At 65.5% G+C, this 17265-nt stretch carries 15 protein-coding genes and 1 pseudogene; 6 read left to right on the top strand and 10 right to left on the bottom strand.

Annotated elements, in window-relative coordinates:
• Positions 1-151: 151 nt before the first annotated feature.
• Positions 152-685, bottom strand: coding sequence for a carboxymuconolactone decarboxylase family protein (locus ACQP1G_RS03865; RefSeq protein WP_433208122.1), 534 nt, complete (start codon positions 683-685; stop codon positions 152-154).
• A gap of 403 nt (positions 686-1088) precedes the next feature.
• Here ACQP1G_RS03865 and ACQP1G_RS03870 point away from each other — a divergent pair, with 403 nt between their 5' ends.
• Positions 1089-1967, top strand: a complete 879-nt coding sequence (locus ACQP1G_RS03870) for an NERD domain-containing protein (protein WP_433198413.1) — start codon at positions 1089-1091, stop codon at positions 1965-1967.
• 24 nt (positions 1968-1991) lie between these two features.
• On the opposite strand, the gene ACQP1G_RS03875 is transcribed toward ACQP1G_RS03870, so the two are convergent.
• The 6 genes from ACQP1G_RS03875 to urtA all read right to left on the bottom strand — a co-directional run bounded on the left by ACQP1G_RS03875 (position 1992) and on the right by urtA (position 7672).
• Entirely contained in the window at positions 1992-2696 is a 705-nt protein-coding gene (locus ACQP1G_RS03875; RefSeq protein ID WP_433198415.1) for a GntR family transcriptional regulator, read from the bottom strand.
• A 10-nt stretch (positions 2697-2706) separates the two neighbouring features.
• Positions 2707-3399, bottom strand: a complete 693-nt coding sequence (gene urtE, locus ACQP1G_RS03880) for an urea ABC transporter ATP-binding subunit UrtE (protein WP_433198417.1) — start codon at positions 3397-3399, stop codon at positions 2707-2709.
• Complete coding sequence (gene urtD, locus ACQP1G_RS03885; RefSeq protein ID WP_433208125.1) at positions 3392-4195, bottom strand: urea ABC transporter ATP-binding protein UrtD; 804 nt, start codon at positions 4193-4195, stop codon at positions 3392-3394. Before urtD ends, urtE begins: the two co-directional genes overlap by 8 nt.
• An 89-nt stretch (positions 4196-4284) precedes the next feature.
• Complete coding sequence (gene urtC / locus ACQP1G_RS03890; protein WP_433198419.1) at positions 4285-5439, bottom strand: urea ABC transporter permease subunit UrtC; 1155 nt, start codon at positions 5437-5439, stop codon at positions 4285-4287.
• Complete coding sequence (gene urtB / locus ACQP1G_RS03895; protein ID WP_433198421.1) at positions 5436-6320, bottom strand: urea ABC transporter permease subunit UrtB; 885 nt, start codon at positions 6318-6320, stop codon at positions 5436-5438. Before urtB ends, urtC begins: the two co-directional genes overlap by 4 nt.
• A 71-nt stretch (positions 6321-6391) precedes the next feature.
• Entirely contained in the window at positions 6392-7672 is a 1281-nt protein-coding gene (gene urtA / locus ACQP1G_RS03900) for an urea ABC transporter substrate-binding protein (protein ID WP_433198423.1), read from the bottom strand.
• A gap of 388 nt (positions 7673-8060) precedes the next feature.
• Between urtA and ACQP1G_RS03905 the strand changes: the two genes are divergently transcribed.
• On the top strand, positions 8061-9890 hold the full coding sequence (locus tag ACQP1G_RS03905; RefSeq protein ID WP_433198425.1) for an acyl-CoA dehydrogenase: 1830 nt from the start codon (positions 8061-8063) through the stop codon (positions 9888-9890).
• Between the two features lie 125 nt (positions 9891-10015).
• Here ACQP1G_RS03905 and ACQP1G_RS03910 read toward each other — a convergent pair whose 3' ends face one another.
• Positions 10016-10894, bottom strand: a complete 879-nt coding sequence (locus ACQP1G_RS03910) for a TetR/AcrR family transcriptional regulator (protein WP_433198427.1) — start codon at positions 10892-10894, stop codon at positions 10016-10018.
• 75 nt (positions 10895-10969) lie between these two features.
• On the opposite strand from ACQP1G_RS03910, the gene ACQP1G_RS03915 reads away from it, so the two are divergent.
• On the top strand, positions 10970-12202 hold the full coding sequence (locus ACQP1G_RS03915) for an MFS transporter (RefSeq protein WP_433198429.1): 1233 nt from the start codon (positions 10970-10972) through the stop codon (positions 12200-12202).
• A gap of 23 nt (positions 12203-12225) precedes the next feature.
• Here the strand turns inward: ACQP1G_RS03915 and ACQP1G_RS03920 are convergent, their stop codons facing one another.
• The gene (locus ACQP1G_RS03920) at positions 12226-12366 is read right to left on the bottom strand and encodes a hypothetical protein (RefSeq protein ID WP_433198431.1); all 141 of its coding nucleotides are present in this window, start codon (positions 12364-12366) and stop codon (positions 12226-12228) included.
• Positions 12367-12499: 133 nt separating this feature from the next.
• Positions 12500-13906 carry an acetate metabolism transcriptional regulator RamB gene (gene ramB / locus ACQP1G_RS03925; RefSeq protein WP_433198433.1) on the bottom strand — a complete coding sequence of 469 codons (1407 nt, stop codon included), beginning with the start codon at positions 13904-13906 and terminating at the stop codon, positions 12500-12502.
• A 134-nt stretch (positions 13907-14040) separates the two neighbouring features.
• Between ramB and ACQP1G_RS03930 the strand changes: the two genes are divergently transcribed.
• The 3 genes and pseudogenes from ACQP1G_RS03930 to ACQP1G_RS03940 all read left to right on the top strand — a co-directional run bounded on the left by ACQP1G_RS03930 (position 14041) and on the right by ACQP1G_RS03940 (position 17265).
• On the top strand, positions 14041-15552 hold the full coding sequence (locus tag ACQP1G_RS03930) for an ATP-dependent DNA ligase (protein WP_433198435.1): 1512 nt from the start codon (positions 14041-14043) through the stop codon (positions 15550-15552).
• Between the two features lie 122 nt (positions 15553-15674).
• A pseudogene (locus ACQP1G_RS03935) lies at positions 15675-16972 on the top strand (anion permease).
• A gap of 11 nt (positions 16973-16983) precedes the next feature.
• Positions 16984-17265 (top strand): hypothetical protein, encoded by a 282-nt coding sequence (locus ACQP1G_RS03940; RefSeq protein WP_433198437.1) that lies wholly within the window; start codon positions 16984-16986, stop codon positions 17263-17265.

Here is a 17265-nt window from a genome sequence, read left to right on the forward strand (position 1 = left end):
CGCCGGTGCGGTGCGCGGCGAAAGTGGTAATTCGGTGGATGACCGGCTTCGGTTGGTACCCCATTGGACGGCTTGCGATGGTCGCCCTGGAGTTGCTACCGCGGCAGGTGTTACCGAACCGCCTACCGTGCCGCATCGCCTGCCCCGGGCGTCAGACGCCGTCGCGTTGGATCCGCAGCGCGGTGATGGTCGCGGCCAATCCCTCGTATTGATTGATGAGCAGCACGATTTCGATCAGGCTGCGCTCGTCGTAGTGCTCGGCAAGGGCGGCCCAGGTGGCATCGTCGATATCGCGGGTTTCGACCAATGTGTCGACAGCGGTGAGCAGCGCGCGGTGCCTATCCGACCAGGCTTCGGCGGCGGGGCCGGTGCGAACTCGTTCCAGGATCTCCGGCGTGACGCCAGCGCGCCTGCCGAGGCGGATGTGATGGTCCATTTCATAGGCGCAGTCGCGCAGGCGGGCGACGCGCAGGATGACCAGCTCGGATTCATGCCGGGGCAATCGGCCGCCCGGCATCAATCGGCCCGAGAAGTGCAGCCAGCCGCGGAACAGGCCTTTTGTCCGGCCGAGTGTGCTGAACAGATGCGCGTCGTCGGTCCCCGCCGCGCGCGAAAGTATCTGCCAGACAACCCAGTTGATCGGGCCGAGCTCACGGAGCCGTCCGGGTGAAATGCGTGGTTGCAACGCCGAAACCATGCCTGTTCCTCCTTATCCGTCGCCCCCGGTGTGCACCGATGGAGATCTCGTCGCGGGGTCCGTGGTGGCGGACCGAATCCGAGCGTACTAGCAGGTAGGTCCGTGATCGGTGCGGCGAGTGCACTCAGTTGCGCGGTGCGCGATTCAGGGACCTCGCGGTATCCGGCAGCCCGGTTCGTGGCCTCGCCGACAAGGGTGCTCCAGGTGATGCGCAGGCGCTCGGTGCTGGTGTAGTTGGGCGGCCAGAGTCCGACTGGCCGGTTTTCTGTTGCTGGATTGTGCTGGCCTTCTTGGCTTTCCAGTGGTCTTCCCGGCGACCGCGGGTCATCATCAGTACCGGCGCGGTGGATGCGGGACGCCGGGGCGAACCGGATGAGGCAGGGAAAACGCGATGCTGGTGAAGATCAAGACCGGAGCGAATCTCTCCGGTGCGGAGCAGGAGTTCGTCGAGTGCCTGCGGTCGTATCCAACGACCGGTGTCGCATTGCTCGACCTAGCGGTCGGCGACCATGGGGACCGGCGGGTCGATGCGGTCATCCTGACCCCGCGCGGCATTACGGTGGCGGATATCAAGGGCTTCCGACGCCGCCAGAACGGGATCCTGAGCATTCCGGGCGACGGTCCGTGGGCGATCAGCGCGGAGCCGGCCGATCTGGATGAGGAGATCTCGGGCAGCCCCGTCGACCACTTGGAACACAGTGTGCACGCCGTGAAGACCAGCCTGGAACGGTCACTGATCGATCCGGGGCATATCTGCGGCGCTGTCGTACTGGTGCCGTTTCGTGGGGTCGCGGTGCGGCCCGCGCGCACCAACCTGCGTCCTGGCTTGGATGTCGTCGTCGCGAATGTGCGCGACTCGACCGAACTGCGCATCTACCTCGAGGGCTTCTCCGCCGGACCGCGCAGTTGGACCGCCGATCGGGTCGGCGTCGCCTGCGATGCGCTCGCCGCCGAAAAGCCTTCCCGCGCCGAATTGCTCGCCGATGGCTTCGACGCCGTACAGCCCGAGGCGCCGACACTGTCCGCGCGTGCGGCCAGACAGCACGTCATCCCCGCGCCGCTGCCGCCGAGTCGGCGCCAGACCACCGCGGGGTGGGTGATCTTCGCCGTTGCGCTGCTCGGCATGGTGGCCGTTCTCATCGTGATCGCGAATTCGCTCGCGCACGACTCGGCCCACCCGGCCCGCGAGCCGGATACGACGACGAGCGTGACCCCCTCGCCGCCGCCGTACCGTCCGATCGAATGCTGGCCGTTCCAGACCGGATGCTGATCCCGGTTCGGTCGAACCCGGTGGTCAGTCCCGCACGGCGCGTGAGAGTTTCGTGAATTCGATAGCCTGCTGCGCGCGCGCCAGTACATGTGTGCGGGAACGGTCGATATGTGTGGTGAGCGTGCGCAATGCGGTATCGGGATCACCGTCGAGCAGCTGTTCGGCGATCGCGATGTGCTCGGCGGTCATGGTGGCGATGCGCTCGGGCGTCGCCAGGTCGAGGGTGCGGACCGGTCGCACCCGGACGTATACGCCGGTGAGCGCGTCCGCCAGCGCCGTATTGCCCGCTGCGGCGAGCAGAGTCGTGTGGAACCGCTCGTCCGCGGCGACCAGGGCGGGTCCGGGTTCGGGCGGATCGTCGCGAAAGCCGCGCCAGGTGTCGAGTTCCGCGCGCACCAGCGACAGATCGTGTGCGGGCGCCGGCGCGCCCACGATGCTGATCACCCGCTGAATTCCCCTGGTCTCCAGCACGATCCGCAACTCGTACAGATTGTCCAGCTCCTCCAAGCGTGGACGGTACGGATACAGCCCATCGGCGTGCCGCTCCACCAGCCCGTCGGCCTGCAGCCGGGCCAGTGCTTCCCGTACCGGGGTGCGCGAGACCCCGTAGATCTCGGCCAGGCGTTCCTCGCCGAGCCGTTCGGTGGGCACGATCGCCCCGGTGGCCAGGTCCCGCCGCAGCGATTCGTATACCCGCTCGCTGAGCGGAACCCGCCCCCTGCGCGTCATGGCGGCCAGCTCAGATCGCCATCGCCGAGCGGACCGAGGTCTCCGCGCCCGCTCCGCCCTCGCCCGTGGACGTCACCCGTCCGGACTGCAGGACGTAATAACGTTGCGCCGCTTGCAAAGCAAAGCCGATGTGCTGTTCCACCAGGAGCACGCTGAGTCCGCCACGACCGGTCAGATCAATGATGGTGCGCTCGATTTCGGCGACAACCGACGGCTGGATGCCCTCGGTGGGTTCGTCGAGAATGAGCAACTTCGGCTCGGTGATCAGCGCCCTTGCGATCGCCAACTGCTGGCGCTGACCGCCGGAGAGCAGGCCCGCTTTGCGAGTCAGCAGTTCTCGCAGCGCCGGAAACAGATCGAGCGATTCATCGATCAACGCCTTGCCGCGCTTACGGCCATCGGCCACCACTTGCAGATTCTCGGCCGTGGTCAGCTGCGGGAAACTCTGTTGCCCCTGTGGCACATACGCGATGCCGCGCTTGACCCGGCGCGACGGCGACATCTTCGTGATCGTTTCACCGTTGAAGCTGATCCGGCCGGATTTGGTACCGATCAGACCGACGGCGGTGCGCAACAGTGTGGTCTTGCCCGCGCCGTTGTGCCCCATGATCGCCACCACGCTGTCGTCCGGAACGGTGATCGAGACGCCGTGGATCACCTCGGTTCGGCCGTAACCCGAATGAATGTCGATGAGCTCAAGCATCGGCGGACTCCTTCGCGGTCAGTTCCTGCGCCGTGCGCGCGTCTTCGAGTTCGGTGCCGATGGCCGCGGCGGTGCCGAGGTAGACCTCCTGCACCTTCGGATCGGCCTGCACCTGTTCGACGGTGCCCTCACTGAGCACCTTGCCCGCGGCCAGCACTGTCACCGAGGTCGCGAAGGATCGCATGAAGTCCATATCGTGCTCGACCACCACGACGATGCGTTCACCACCGATGCGGCGCAACAGATTTCCGGTCTCCTCGCGCTCCTCGGCGCTCATGCCCGCCACCGGTTCGTCGAGCAACAGCACCGAGGCGTTCTGCACCAGCAGCATGCCGATCTCGAGCCATTGCTTCTGCCCGTGCGCCAATACGCCCGCGGGCTTATCGCGCAGGTCGCCGAGACCGGTGATCTCCAGAGCCTCTTCGATACTCGGCAACACCGACTTGCGGCGCCGCAGCAGCGTCACTGCCGACCGGCCCGCCCCCGCCGCGATATCGAGGTTCTGCAAGACGCTCAACTGCTCGAAAACGCTTGCCGTCTGGAAGGTTCGCCCGATTCCGAGCCGGGCGATCTGGTGCACCTTCTTACCGAGGAATTCGACGCCGGTTTTCTGCGCCGATCCGCTGGCGGGCACCAGACCGGTGATCGCATCGATGAGCGTGGTCTTGCCCGCGCCGTTGGGGCCGATGAGGAATCGCAGATCGCCTTGCAGCACGGTCAGATCAACGTCGGAGACGGCCTTGAATCCATCGAAACTCACCGATAGGCCGCGAATTTCGAGATACTCGCTCGACATACCCGCATTGCCACCGGGTTTCGGTTCGTGTGCGTGCCCACCCGTCACCCGACCACCGCCCCCCGTCGAATCGCTTCGCGATGCTGTATTCATCGGGATTCCACCTTATCCTCGGAAACCGGTACGACTTCGGGCAGCGGTGCAGCGACGACGACCGGTGCGGACTCGACGGTTTTGCGGAAGCGGCTGTCCAGCAACCCCTTCAGCATCGGCCACACTCCGGCCAGACCAGCCGGAATGAATCCGACCACCACGATGAACAGCACACCCTGCAGATAGGTCCAGCTGGACGGGAATTCTTCCGACAGCGCGGTCTGCGCCCATGCGACGCCGATTGCGCCGAGTACCGGCCCGAGCAGTGTGGTTCGCCCGCCGATCGCGACACCGATGATGAAGGCGATGGACGGCACCACGCCGATATCGGCAGGGGAAATGATGCCGACGATCGGGGTGAACAGCGCCCCCGCGATACCGGCGAAGAACGCCGCCACGACATACGCCACGATCTTGATATTGGCCGGATCGTAGCCGAGGAAGCGCACCCGCTCCTCCTGATCACGCACGGCCACAAGTAGTTCGCCGTATCGGCTGTGCATCAGCTGGCGCACCGCCGCGACCACCAGGAGCAGTGCGCCCGCCGCGATGAAGAACAGCATCTGCCGGTTCACCGGATCCGAGAGTTTGAAGCCGAAAAAGGCGCGGAAGTCCGACAGCCCGGTGAACCCGCCGATCTTCTGCTGACCGGTGAGCAGAATCGCCAGCGCCGCCGCCAGCGCCTGGCTCAGAATCGCGAAATACGTACCCTTGACCCGGCGCTTGAAGACGCCGTAGCCGAGTGCCGCCGCCACCAGTGCTGGCAGCACCAGAATGCCGATCAGGGCGACCGGCCCGGATGCGAAAGGCCGCCAGAACGATGGCAATTCGCGAATTCCGGCGATCTCCATGAACTCCGGCACATCGTTGTGCAACCGGGCCGCATCGGCCATCTGCATATGCATGGCCATGATGTAGGCGCCGATGCCGAAGAACACGCCCTGTCCGAGGGTGAGCATTCCGCCACGTCCCCAGGCCAATCCGATGCCAGCTGCCACGATCGCGAAGCACAGGAACTTGGCGAGCAGGTTGAGTCGGAAGTCGCTGAGCACAGCGGGCGCGACCGCGAACAGCAGGATCGCGGCGACGATGAAGCCGCCCCAAGCGGTCACCGAAGGATATGCGCGCCAACGTTGTCCGAGTGTGGTCATGCCAGACTCCTCGTTCGAACGGTGAACAGCCCCTGCGGACGGACCTGCAGGAAGATGACGATGATGACGAAGACGATCACCTTCGCGATCGAGGCCGTTGTCGAATACTCGATATAGGAATTCAGCAGTCCGAGTGCGAAGGCCGCGATCACCGTGCCTTTGATCTGCCCGAGCCCGCCGATCACGACCACCAGGAAGGCGTCGATCAGATAGCTCTGCCCGATGGTGGGACTGGTCGAACCGATCAGGGTCAGCGCGACGCCAGCGACCCCGGCCAGACCGGAGCCGATGAAGAAGGTGCTGATATCGGTGATGCGGCTGGAAACGCCGCTGGTCTCGGCCAAACCGCGGTTCTGTACGACCGCGCGGATGCGCCGACCGAGCGGGGTCGTCTTCAGCACGGTCGCCAGCGCGGTCACCGTGACGACCGCGAGTACCAGAATGAAGATGCGGGTCTTGGGCACCACGGCGCCGAGGATGGTGACACCGCCGCTCAGCCAATCGGGAGCGAGCACATTCTTGGCGGGTGCGCCGAAGATATCGCGGGCCGCCTGTTGCAACACCAGTCCGACGCCGAAGGTGACCAGCAGGGTGTCCAGCGGTCGGTCGTACATCCAGCGGATCAGGCCCATTTCCAGGGCCGCGCCGAGTAGACCGCCGACCAGGAAGCCGATCAGCAGTGAAACGACCAGCGATACCCCGGTCGACGAGATGACCTTCTGCACGACATAAGTCGTGTAGCACCCGGCCATGATGAATTCGCCGTGCGCCATATTGATCACGCCCATCTGACCGAACGTCAGGGAAAGGCCGAGCGCGGCGAGCAGAAGAATGGATCCCAGACTCAGCCCGGTGAAGAGCTGGCCGATCAACACATCCATACGGGGACTCCTAACAGTGTCGGCCGAATGCGGGCTCCGTCGCCACGGAGCCCGCACCCGGCGCTAGTCGACTACTTGAGGCCCTTGGCCCACTCGTAGGACTTCAGGTACGGGTCCGGCGTGACGGCCTTGCCCGAGTCCCACACCGTGTAGATCAGTCCGTCCGGCCGGATCTCGCCGATGCGGGCGGTCTTGGTGATGTGGTGGTTGGAGCCGTCGACGGTGACCAGGCCCTCCGGCGCTTCGAAGGTCACGCCGTCGGCGGCGGCCTGAATATCGGCCACCTTGAACGACTTTGCCTTCTCAACGGTGTTCTTCCACAGGAAGACCGAGGCGTAGGCGGCCTCCATGGGATCCGAGGTCGGCTTATCGGCACCGAACGCGGCCTTGTAGTCCGCGACGAATTTCTTGTTCACCGGGGTGTCGACGGTCTGGTAATAGTTCCACGCCGTCAGCTGGCCCGCGATGTTCTGCGCGCCGATGCCCGCGACCTCTTCCTCGGCGATGGACACCGAAACCACCGGCATATCAGCGGCTTTCAGGCCCGCGTTGGTGTATTCGCGGAAGAAGGCCACATTCGAGTCGCCGTTGAGGGTGTTGAATACCGCTCCCGCCTTGGCATTACGGACCTTGTTCACGATGGTGGAGAAGTCGGTGGAGCCCAGCGGGGTGTAGTCCTCACCCTTGATCTCGATACCGTTCGCCGCGGCGTAGGCCTTGATCTCGCGGTTGGCGGTCTGCGGGAAGACGTAGTCGGAGCCGACCAGGTAAAGGGATTTGATGCCCTTCTGCTTCAGGTAGTCCAGCGCGGGCAGGATCTGCTGGTTGGTGGTCGCGCCGGTGTAGAAGATGTTCTTGCTGTCCTCCAGGCCCTCGTACTGGACCGGGTAGTAGAGCAGCGAGTTCAGGCTCTCGAACTTCGGCTTCATGGCCTTGCGGCTCGACGAGGTCCAGCCGCCGAATACCGCCGCGACACAGTCGGAGCTGATCAGCTTTTCGGCCTTCTCCGCGAAGGTCTTCGGGTCGGAGGCACCGTCTTCGAGCACCAGGTCGAGTTTCTTGCCCATGACCCCGCCTGCGGCGTTGATCTGGTCGACGGCGAGCTTGGTCGAGTTGGCGACGGTGACCTCGGAGATCGCCATGGTGCCGGACAGCGAGTGCAGTGAACCGATCTTGATCGAGTCCTTCGACGTGTCGACACAGGATGCGGCGTTGGAGCCGCTGGTCGAGGCGTCGTCCTTGGCGCCACAGCCGGTCAGCAACAGACCGGCTAGTGCGACGGCCGTCGGTGCGACCAACGCCCTGGTGACGCGGCGGGAACGCGATCGATGGATGTCACGGGATTCTGGCATGGGGGCGGCCCCTTCTCTCCTCATCAGGTGTTCGGCGGCACTGCGCGCGCCGCGCCGAATAAGCCCGCCTTTGCGCCGGTCACGGCCACTTACGGCGGCTTGCTAGTCGCTCGAAAGGGGGCTGTAGACCGGGTTGTATACAGCGGCTGTATTCGTGGTGCGAACGTTAGACAGAAGTTGTTGCGCCGGAATATCTCTCGGTGACGAGTCCGTTGCGGTTGTTTCCGCCGTGTGAACCTTTGTGGTAATCGCTCGGTAAACGGCTGTGCGGAGGCGAGCTGGCTACGGTTGCGTAGCAAGACGGCGGTACGGCAGTCTCCTTTTGTACAACGTCAAATCGCCGATTCCGTGGCCGCCAGGTCGTGGAGGCGTGAGTCGAGGAGGACCGATGGGTCACTACAAGGCGAACGTTCGGGATATCGAGTTCAACCTGTTCGAGGTGTTCGGACTGGACAAGCTCCTGGATACCGGTGCCTATGGCGATCTCGATTCGGATACCGTGCGGGAGATCCTCGCCGAGGTGAAGCGGCTGGCCGAGGGGCCGGTTGCGGAATCCTTCACCGCGGCCGACCGTGAACCTGTGGTCTACGACCCGGCCACCTATTCGATTTCGGTGCCCGAGGCGCTGCGTAAGACCGTCGCGGCCGTGCAGGAGGCCGACTGGAGTCGGCTCGGTATGCCGGAGGGGATGGGCGGCACACCCGCACCCGCCGCGGTGGTCTGGTCGGTCAACGAGATGCTCACCTGCGCCAACCCGGCGGCGAGCTTCTTCAATATGGGCCCGGTGATGTCCTCGGTGCTGTTCAACGTCGGCACCGAGCAGCAGAAGCAGTGGGCCACAAAGGGTTACGACCGCGGCTGGGCGGGCACCATGGTGCTGACCGAACCCGATGCCGGTTCCGATGTCGGTGCGGGGCGTACCAAGGCGATCGAGCAGGAGGACGGCTCCTGGCATATCGAGGGCGTCAAGCGCTTCATCTCCGGCGGCGATGTCGGTGAGACGGCCGAGAACGTCTTCCACCTGGTGCTGGCCCGGCCGGAGGGCGCAGGTACGGGTACCAAGGGGCTCTCGCTGTTCTATGTGCCGAAATACCTCTTCGATCACGAGACGCTCGAGTTGGGCGACCGCAATGGCGTCTACGTGACCGGTGTCGAGCACAAGATGGGTCTGAAGTCCTCGCCCACCTGTGAGCTGACCTTCGGCGCGACCGATGTGCCCGCCAAGGGCTGGCTGGTCGGCGAGGTGCACAACGGCATCGCGCAGATGTTCCAGGTGATCGAGAACGCCCGCATGGTGGTCGGCATCAAGTCCGCCGGCACGCTGTCCACCGGTTACCTCAACGCCCTCGACTACGCCAAGCAGCGCGTACAGGGTGCGGATCTGACCGAGATGTCGGATAAGGCGGCCCCGCGCGTCACCATTGCCCACCATCCCGATGTGCGGCGTTCGCTGGCGATGCAGAAGGCCTACGCCGAAGGCCTGCGCGCGGTGTACCTGTACACCGCTGCCCATCAGAATGCCGATGTGGCACAGCTGGTCTCGGGTGCGGACGCCGAATTGGCGCACCGGATCGACGATCTGCTGCTGCCGATCGTCAAGGGCGTCGGATCGGAGCGGGCCTACCAGTACCTCACGGAATCGCTGCAGACGCTGGGTGGTTCGGGTTATCTGCAGGACTACCCGATCGAGCAGTACATCCGGGACGCGAAGATCGACTCGCTGTACGAGGGCACCACCGCCATCCAGGCGCAGGATTTCTTCTTCCGCAAGATCATTCGCGATAAGGGGATGGCGCTCGCCCATGTCACCGGGCAGATCGCCGCGTTCCTGGAGGCGAGGACCGGTCACTTCGAGGCTGAGCGGGCGCTGCTGGCCACCGCGGTCGCCGATGTGCAGGCGATGGCCGCGTCGCTCACCGGATATGCGATGGCGTCGCAGCAGGATCCGAAGGAGCTGTACAAGGTCGGGCTCGGCTCGGTGCGCTTCTTACTCGCGGTCGGCGATCTGCTCATCGGCTGGCGCCTGCTGGTGCAGGCCGAGGTCGCGGCCGCCGCACTGGCCGCCGAAGCGCAGGACAAGGACCGCGCCTTCTATGCCGGAAAGGTCGCTGTCGCAAGGTTCTTCGCGAAAAACGCACTGCCGGAATTGACCGCCGTCAAGAACATCATCGCCGCCATCGACAACGACGTCATGGAGTTGGACGAAGCGGCATTCTGACCGCGTTGCCGTGTGGTGGGCGCGATGTCGCGTCCACCACACACAGTCTCACATGGCTTTTCGTCACCGCATACATGTGATTGCGCATGTGCGGTGCCGAAAAGCCTTGCGGCGTCGCACATGTGTCAGTCGGCGAGCAGCTTGAGGACGACTGGGCGGGATAGGGTGCCCGCTACCTGGCGGGCGAGTTGGTTGGCGCTGGTGCCGTCGGCGTGCGCGGTGCGCAGGGCGGCGGCGAGTTCGGCGCGGGCCGCGTCGGCCGCGGCCTGGGCCTCGCGGAGTTGTCGGGCGGCTTGGTCGACCGGATTGGTCGGCGCGTCGTGGTGGGGTGGGGGCGAGGGGGTTGCCGATGCCGCGGCGGGTGTGTCAACGGGGCTGGCCGATTCGGTGGTCAACTCGTTGACCGACTCGCGATGCCGCACCGATCTATCCCGCCGCATCGCCGCCCTGGCGAACTCCATCATGAATTCGCGGGTGGCGTCCCGATTCTCGGCGTCGGCGCCGAGCAGCAGGCGCGTGGTCTGCGGGACCGCGAGGCTCCAATTGGACAGGCCACACAGCGCGAGCAGCAGTCGGCCCGCGCGGCTCTCGTCCACGTCGAACTGCTCCTTGGCGCGATCGAATTTCTGCACGTAGTGCTGGGCGCGCCAGCCGTCGATATCGTGCGCATCGGTGCCGCGATGCAGACCTTCCCAGAGCAATAGCCGCAGCAGCTGCGGATTTTCGCGGTGGTAGTCGAACAGCTTGCCCACGTACTCGCCGGGTTCGGTGTCGGCCAAGGGCTGGACCACATCCAGGAACTCGCGCATGGTGTCGATCAGGATGACGTCGAAGAGCTTGTCCTTGCTGCCGAACAGGCCGTAGATGCGCTCCTTGTTCACCCCGGCCGCCTCCGCGATCCGGTCCACCCGCGCTCCGGCCAGGCCGTATTCGGCGAATTCGTCACGCGCGGCGCGCAATAGAGCCTGCTTGGTCGCATCGCTCCGTTTCATCGTGACCGTCATGACTGTGACTTTACCATTCCATTAAACCAACTATTTGGTTGACAGCCGTGGCTTCGTGGGCCTAACTTCATCGCTATGGCAACGCCGACTCTTCAGCTTCCGACCGGTATCCCGGTCAAGGCACGCATTCGCAGCGCGTCACCACGTGCGCACACCGGGCGTACCCTCCCTGTCTTCGTCCTGTCCGCCCTGCTGGCCACCGGCCAGATGTACATTCCGATTCCCCTGTTCACGGCCATGAAGGCGGACTGGAACGTGGGTGCTGGCGTGATGACCTGGATCATCAGCGCTTTCGCCTTCGGCTATGCGGGTGGCTTCGTGCTGTTCGGCCCGCTGTCGGACCGCTACGGCCACCGGCGTGTATTGGTCACCGGCATGATCGTCGCTGCGGTGGTCACACTGTTGACTGGTCTATCGTTCGGCGCTCCGGTCGCGGTCGGTCTGCGGGTCGTGCAGGGTTTGGTCGTCGGTTCGATTCCACCGGCGATCATGGCCTACATCGCCACGCGCATCGCCCCGGCGCATCGCGCGGTGGTCACCATGTCGGTGGCCACTTCCTTCCTTGCCGCGACGGTATTGGCGCAGATCGCCTCGCAGGCCGTTGTCGCTTCGTTCCCGTGGCGCACCATGTTCATCGGCTCGGCTGTCGTCTTCGTGGCGCTCGCCTTCGTGCTGCGCGCGGTCATGCTCGACGACGCGCCGACCGGCCGGGACAAGCCGCTGGTGCACAGCTATGCCGCGATCCCAGCGGTGCTGCGGATCAAGGCGCTGTTGCCGATGCTGGCCGCGGGCGCGCTGAGCATGGCGGTGATGGTCGGGGTGTACACCGGCATCGAAATCACCGGTTTGGTCAAGAGTTCCGGCGAACTGCTCGCACTGCGGGCCGGTGCGCTGCCGGTGATGTTCGCGCTGCCGCTGCTGGCCATCCCGCTCTCGCGCCTGACCAAGCCGGGGCAAATGGTGCTCGGTGTGCTGGTCGCCGCGACCGCCATGGTGATCGCCACCTTCGAGGGCGCCCATCTCGCGGTGCTGACCATCCTGCTCGCGGTGCTGGTCGGCGGCCTCGGTGTCATCGCACCGGCGGTCCTGCAGACCGCGGGGGAGTTGGGCGGCGAAGCACGCGCCGCCGCCTCCTCGGTCGCCATGTTCAGCTTCTACGTCGGCGCGACCGCCGGACCGCTGGTCGCCGCCGCCGCTGCGCCACACGGCTTTTCGGTCCTGGCCTGGACACTGGCGATTCTGCTGGTCCTGGCCCTCGGCCTGACCCTGGTCGGCGTACGCATCCAGCGCCCGACCCAACCGGTCTGAACGGACCTGAACAGCTAGTGCAGTCACCGAACTGCCGCACCCAAGAAAGGGTGCGGCAGTTCCGGCGCCCCCGCCATCGCAACATCCTCGGGTAGCGCTGCGTTGTAGCGCTTTTCGTTGTCGACGGTCATATGGTGGTTGTGGATGGCGTATCGAACCACCATGTCACTCCCCTCGGTGGGGGAACCGCCAATTGACTACGCTCGATGTTGGTGCTCGGTTGGCGTAGTGAAAAGGTGGCTTCTGTGTTGGGGTGGGCCACCATTTGACGACGTTCGCTTGGGGGAGCGGTGAGGGTTATTTGAGGACGTAGGGGGAGACCGAGCTTCGGTGTTCGCTGATGTCGAGGACTTTGCCGAGAGGGGGGAAGGCGCGTTGGGGGCAGTTGGCGCGTTCGCAGACGCGGCAGCCGGCACCGATCGGTGTGGCCTTGGCCTCGTCGAGATCGATGCCATCGGCATAGACGACCCGTCCCGCGTGCCGCAGTTCGCAGCCCAGGCCGATCGCGAAGGTCTTGCTGGCCTGGCCGTATCGAGTCGCGCGGCGTTCGACGGTGCGGGCGACCCACAGGTACTTGCGGCCGTCGGGCATCTGGGCGATCTGGGTCATGATCTTGCCGGGGTAGGCGAAGGTCTCGTAGACATTCCACAGCGGGCAGGTGCCGCCGCTGGCGGAGAAGTGGAAACCCGTGGCGGACTGGCGCTTGGACATGTTGCCCGCCCGATCTACCCGCACGAACGAGAACGGAACCCCGCGTAACTTCGGGCGCTGCAGGGTTGAGAGGCGATGGCAGATCGTCTCGTAACTTTGGGTGAAGAAGGCCGAGAGCCGCTCGATATCGTACCGGAAATCCTCGGCGACCTCGTGAAAGTGGGTGTAGGGCAATACGGTTGCCGCGGCGAAGTAGTTGGCAAGGCCGAGCATGGCCAGCTTGCGGGTGTCCTCGGAGGCGAAATTGCCCTCCTCCACCAGCTTTTCGAGCAGATCGCCGCATTCGAAGTAGGCGAGTTCGGCGGCGAGTTTGAAGGTGCGCTGGCCGCCGGACAGATGCGGCGCGATCTCGAGGCGCTGGGTTTCGGGGTCGTAGCGGTGCAGTACGCCCTCGCCGAGATCGATCCGCTCGACGATGTGCACATCGTAGGCGCGCAACCTGCGCGCGATCTCGCTGTTCACATCGCCGCCGTGGAAGCGTATGCGGGCGGTGAGTTCCTCTGCGGCGGCATCCAATTCGTGGATGTAGTTCTGCCGCTGATAGAAGAAGTCACGCACCTCCTCGTGCGGTTTGCTGATCGCCGCGCTGCCGGAACCGTCGGCGAAACGGTCCTCGGTGGCGGCGGCCAGCTGTGCGGAGGTATTGCGGTACCGGTTGTGCATATTGACCAGTGCACGCGCCATACTCGGGTGCGCGGAGACCATATCCGCGATCTCCTGGGTATCGGCCTCGATGCCGAGCTCCTGGTCCATCACGACCTCTTGGAGTTCGGCGATGAGCCGGGTGTCGTCCTGGGAGGAGAAGAAGGTCGCGTCGACGCCGAACACTTCGCTGATCCGCAGCAGCACCGGCACGGTCAGCGGGCGCACATCGTGTTCGATCTGATTGAGGTAACTCGCCGAGATCTCCAGCTTCTGGGCGAGTGAGACCTGGCTCAGCCCGCGCTCGGTCCGCAGCTGACGAAGCCGCGCCCCCACGTAAGTCTTGGCCACGCGTCCAGTTTATGGGGGTATTCGCACACTTGCCAACAGGTAATTAGCAGCAGTGCTGAGCGATAGGTCACAGCTGTATTCACCCACCCCGCCGACTTCGCCGGCTTGTCATCCCCTTGGGTTACCGTCGACTGGTGCTGTTCTCGGATGTCGTGCAGGCCTCGGAGACCGTCCGTGCGACCCGGTCCCGCAAAACGAAGATCGCCACCTTGGCCGCGCTCTTGGCCGCGGCCGCCCCGGATGAACTCGAGCCGGTGGTTGCCTGGGTGTCCGGTGAATTGCGTCAGGGGCGGATCGGCACCGGCTGGCGCACTCTGACCACGCTCGACAGCGCGCCGAGTGCGGTTGCGACGCTAACGGTTTCGTCGGTCGACGGCATGCTGAGCGAGTTGGCCACCACCTCGGGTCCCGGCTCGGCGAACCGGCGCAAGGAACTGCTCACGGCATTGTGGGCCGCCGCCACCGCCGAACAGCAGGCCTTCCTCATGCGCCTGCTCGGCGGCGAGTTGCGCCAGGGCGCGCTCACCGCGATTGTCGCGGAGGCGGTCGCCGTGGCCGCGGCGGTGCCGATCGAGCTGGTCCGGCGGGCGTACATGCTCTCCGGGCAACTGCCCGTCACGGCCGTCGCCGCGCTGACCGGTGGGGTCGATGCGCTGAGCGAGTTCCGACTCGAGGTCGGCCGCCCGATCCAGCCCATGCTCGCCGCACCCGGCGCGACGCTGGACGAAGCGATGGCCGAATTCGGCGACGAGGTGAGCGTCGAACACAAACTCGACGGCGCGCGCATCCAGGTGCATCGCGAGGACTCACGGGTCTGGGTGTTCACCAGGACGCTGCGCGATATCACCGCTGGGGTGCCGGAACTGGTCGAATTGGTCACCCAGCTCGATTGCACAAGTGTGGTGCTGGACGGAGAAACGTTGGCGCTCACCGACTCCGGGCGGCCGCGTCCGTTCCAGGAGACCATGAGCCGCTTCGCCGAAGTCAGTTCGACCAGGGATCTGCTGCTGCATCCGTACTTCTTCGACTGCCTGTACCTGGACGGTGCGGATCTGCTCGACGCCCCGCTGCACGAGCGCCGCGCGGCACTGACCAAGGTGGCGGCCGCGCACAGTATCCCGGCCCTGATTCGGCCCGATGCCGAGGCGGCCGCCGAATACTTCGACAGTGCGCTGGCCGCCGGGCACGAGGGCGTCATGATCAAGTCGTTGACCGCGCCGTACGCCGCGGGCCGTCGCGGCCGGGCCTGGCAGAAGATCAAGCCGACGCACACCCTCGACCTGCTGGTGCTCGGCGCCGAATGGGGTTATGGACGGCGCACCGGATACCTGTCGAATCTGCATCTCGGCGCGCGCGACCCGGAAACCGGTGACCCGGTCATGGTCGGCAAGACCTTCAAAGGCCTCACCGACGCGCTTCTGCAATGGCAGACCACCGAATTCCCGCGCCATGAGCGCGCCCGCGACGAATACACCGTGTACCTCTGGCCCGAGCTCGTGGTCGAAATCGCCCTCGACGGTGTCCAGGTCAGCCCGCGCTATCCGGGCGGTGTCGCCCTGCGCTTCGCCCGCGTTGTCCGGTATCGCCCGGACAAGACCGCGGCCGATGCCGACACCATCGAAACGGTTCGCGCGTTGCTGCCGTGATCGGGTGCGGCCGCCGAGCTTCGGCAGGTAGAGACCAAAGCCACGGTAGCCGACCGGAAACGGGGTCCCGACAGGTGGCAACCGTTTGGCAATGCTGATCGCGAGTGTCGCACACTGGAGGGGTGACCGCGGATCTCCTGGTACTCCTGATCGTCATTGTCACGGCACTCGCATTCGATTTCACCAACGGCTTCCACGACACCGCCAATGCGATGGCAACCTCCATCGCCACCGGCGCACTGCGGCCACGGGTCGCGGTCGCGGTGTCCGCGGTCTTGAATCTGATCGGCGCATTTCTGTCGGTGGCGGTCGCCGCGACGGTGGCCAAGGGCATTGTCCGGCTCGACGCCGTCCAGGGTGAGGCGCTGCTGATCATCGTGTTCGCCGGTCTGGTCGGCGGCATTCTGTGGAATCTGCTGACCTGGCTGTTCGGCCTGCCGTCGAGTTCCTCGCACGCGCTGTTCGGCGGCCTGATCGGCGCGACCATCGCCGCACTCGGCTGGGGTGGGGTGATCTGGGCGCACGGCGCGGACGGTGTGCTGGCCAAGATCGTGCTGCCCGCCCTGCTCGCGCCGATCGTGGCCGCACTGGTCTCCGCGATCGGCACCTGGGGCGTTTACCGGATCACCAGGCGTTCCGATCCGGACAAGGTGAACGAGGGCTTCCGCTGGGGCAGATCGGTTCGGCCTCGCTCGTTTCGCTGGCGCACGGCACCAATGACGCACAGAAGACGATGGGTGTCATCTTCCTCGCCTTGGTCGCGCACGGCACGCTCAGCAAGAACGACGAGATGCCGTTGTGGGTGATGGCGGCCTGCGCCGTCGCCATCGCGGCGGGCACCTACCTCGGTGGCTGGCGGATCATTCGCACCCTGGGCAAGGGGCTCGTCGAGATCGATTCGCCGCAGGGGCTGGCCGCAGAATCCTCCTCCGCCGCCATCATTCTCACCTCCGCACACTTCGGGCTGCCGCTCTCGACCACGCAGACCGCGACCGGATCGATCCTCGGCACCGGGCTCGGTAAGGGTGCGGAGGTGCGCTGGGGTGTGATGGGCCGGATGACCGTCGCCTGGTTGCTGACACTGCCGCTCGCGGGTGTGGCGGGTGCGGTGTGCTGGGCCATCGCACATGTCATCGGCGGGCTGCCCGGGGTGCTGGTGGTGTTCGCACTGCTGGTCGGGCTGTCGGTGCTGATGTATCTGCGGTCGCGGCGAGATCCGGTGGACACCAGCAATGTCAACGAATGGCCCGGCGGGGCAGCCGAGGCCGTCACGCCGGACGCCGGTGCCGAGGTTGCGAAGGCCGCCGCGTCGGTCGCGCAGGACGGGCAACACGAGGTGACCGCCGATGGGCAATCGCCGCCCGCCGGATCGTCCCCGGCGGGGACCAACACACCCGATAGCCGTACGGCCCAGGTCTGAGGAGGCGCACCGTGCACACACTCGTCACGAATTTGCACGCGCTGTGGCAGGTGACCGTCGCAGGTCTGCTACTCGGCGCGGGTCTGCCGATAGTCTTCGCGGTCGGGGTACGGCTGTGGTCGGTCGCCGATGCCACGTCCGCGGACGGCCGTGCCGCCCGGCGCAACTACCCCGCGCTGGCCGGAGCCTACGTCTGCTTCGCGCTGATCATCGCCGCGATTGTTACCGGAATTCTTTACACCGCGAAGGCCTTCCTGGCCGCTGAGTTCGGTATTCATCTGTTCGGACAGTAG

This window comes from Nocardia sp. CA-107356, from assembly GCF_050946365.1.
GTDB lineage: Bacteria > Actinomycetota > Actinomycetes > Mycobacteriales > Mycobacteriaceae > Nocardia.

What these genes read in the sequence shown, in the direction of transcription:
- ACQP1G_RS03920 (WP_433198431.1), bottom strand. Translation starts at nt 12,366, where the DNA reads ATGGTGGTTCGATACGCCATCCACAACCACCATATGACCGTCGACAAC.
- urtA (WP_433198423.1), bottom strand. Translation starts at nt 7,672, where the DNA reads ATGCCAGAATCCCGTGACATCCATCGATCGCGTTCCCGCCGCGTCACC.
- urtD (WP_433208125.1), bottom strand. Translation starts at nt 4,195, where the DNA reads ATGTCGAGCGAGTATCTCGAAATTCGCGGCCTATCGGTGAGTTTCGAT.
- urtE (WP_433198417.1), bottom strand. Translation starts at nt 3,399, where the DNA reads ATGCTTGAGCTCATCGACATTCATTCGGGTTACGGCCGAACCGAGGTG.
- ACQP1G_RS03905 (WP_433198425.1), top strand. Translation starts at nt 8,061, where the DNA reads ATGGGTCACTACAAGGCGAACGTTCGGGATATCGAGTTCAACCTGTTC.
- ACQP1G_RS03870 (WP_433198413.1), top strand. Translation starts at nt 1,089, where the DNA reads ATGCTGGTGAAGATCAAGACCGGAGCGAATCTCTCCGGTGCGGAGCAG.
- ACQP1G_RS03915 (WP_433198429.1), top strand. Translation starts at nt 10,970, where the DNA reads ATGGCAACGCCGACTCTTCAGCTTCCGACCGGTATCCCGGTCAAGGCA.
- urtC (WP_433198419.1), bottom strand. Translation starts at nt 5,439, where the DNA reads ATGACCACACTCGGACAACGTTGGCGCGCATATCCTTCGGTGACCGCT.
- urtB (WP_433198421.1), bottom strand. Translation starts at nt 6,320, where the DNA reads ATGGATGTGTTGATCGGCCAGCTCTTCACCGGGCTGAGTCTGGGATCC.
- ACQP1G_RS03875 (WP_433198415.1), bottom strand. Translation starts at nt 2,696, where the DNA reads ATGACGCGCAGGGGGCGGGTTCCGCTCAGCGAGCGGGTATACGAATCG.
- ACQP1G_RS03910 (WP_433198427.1), bottom strand. Translation starts at nt 10,894, where the DNA reads ATGACGGTCACGATGAAACGGAGCGATGCGACCAAGCAGGCTCTATTG.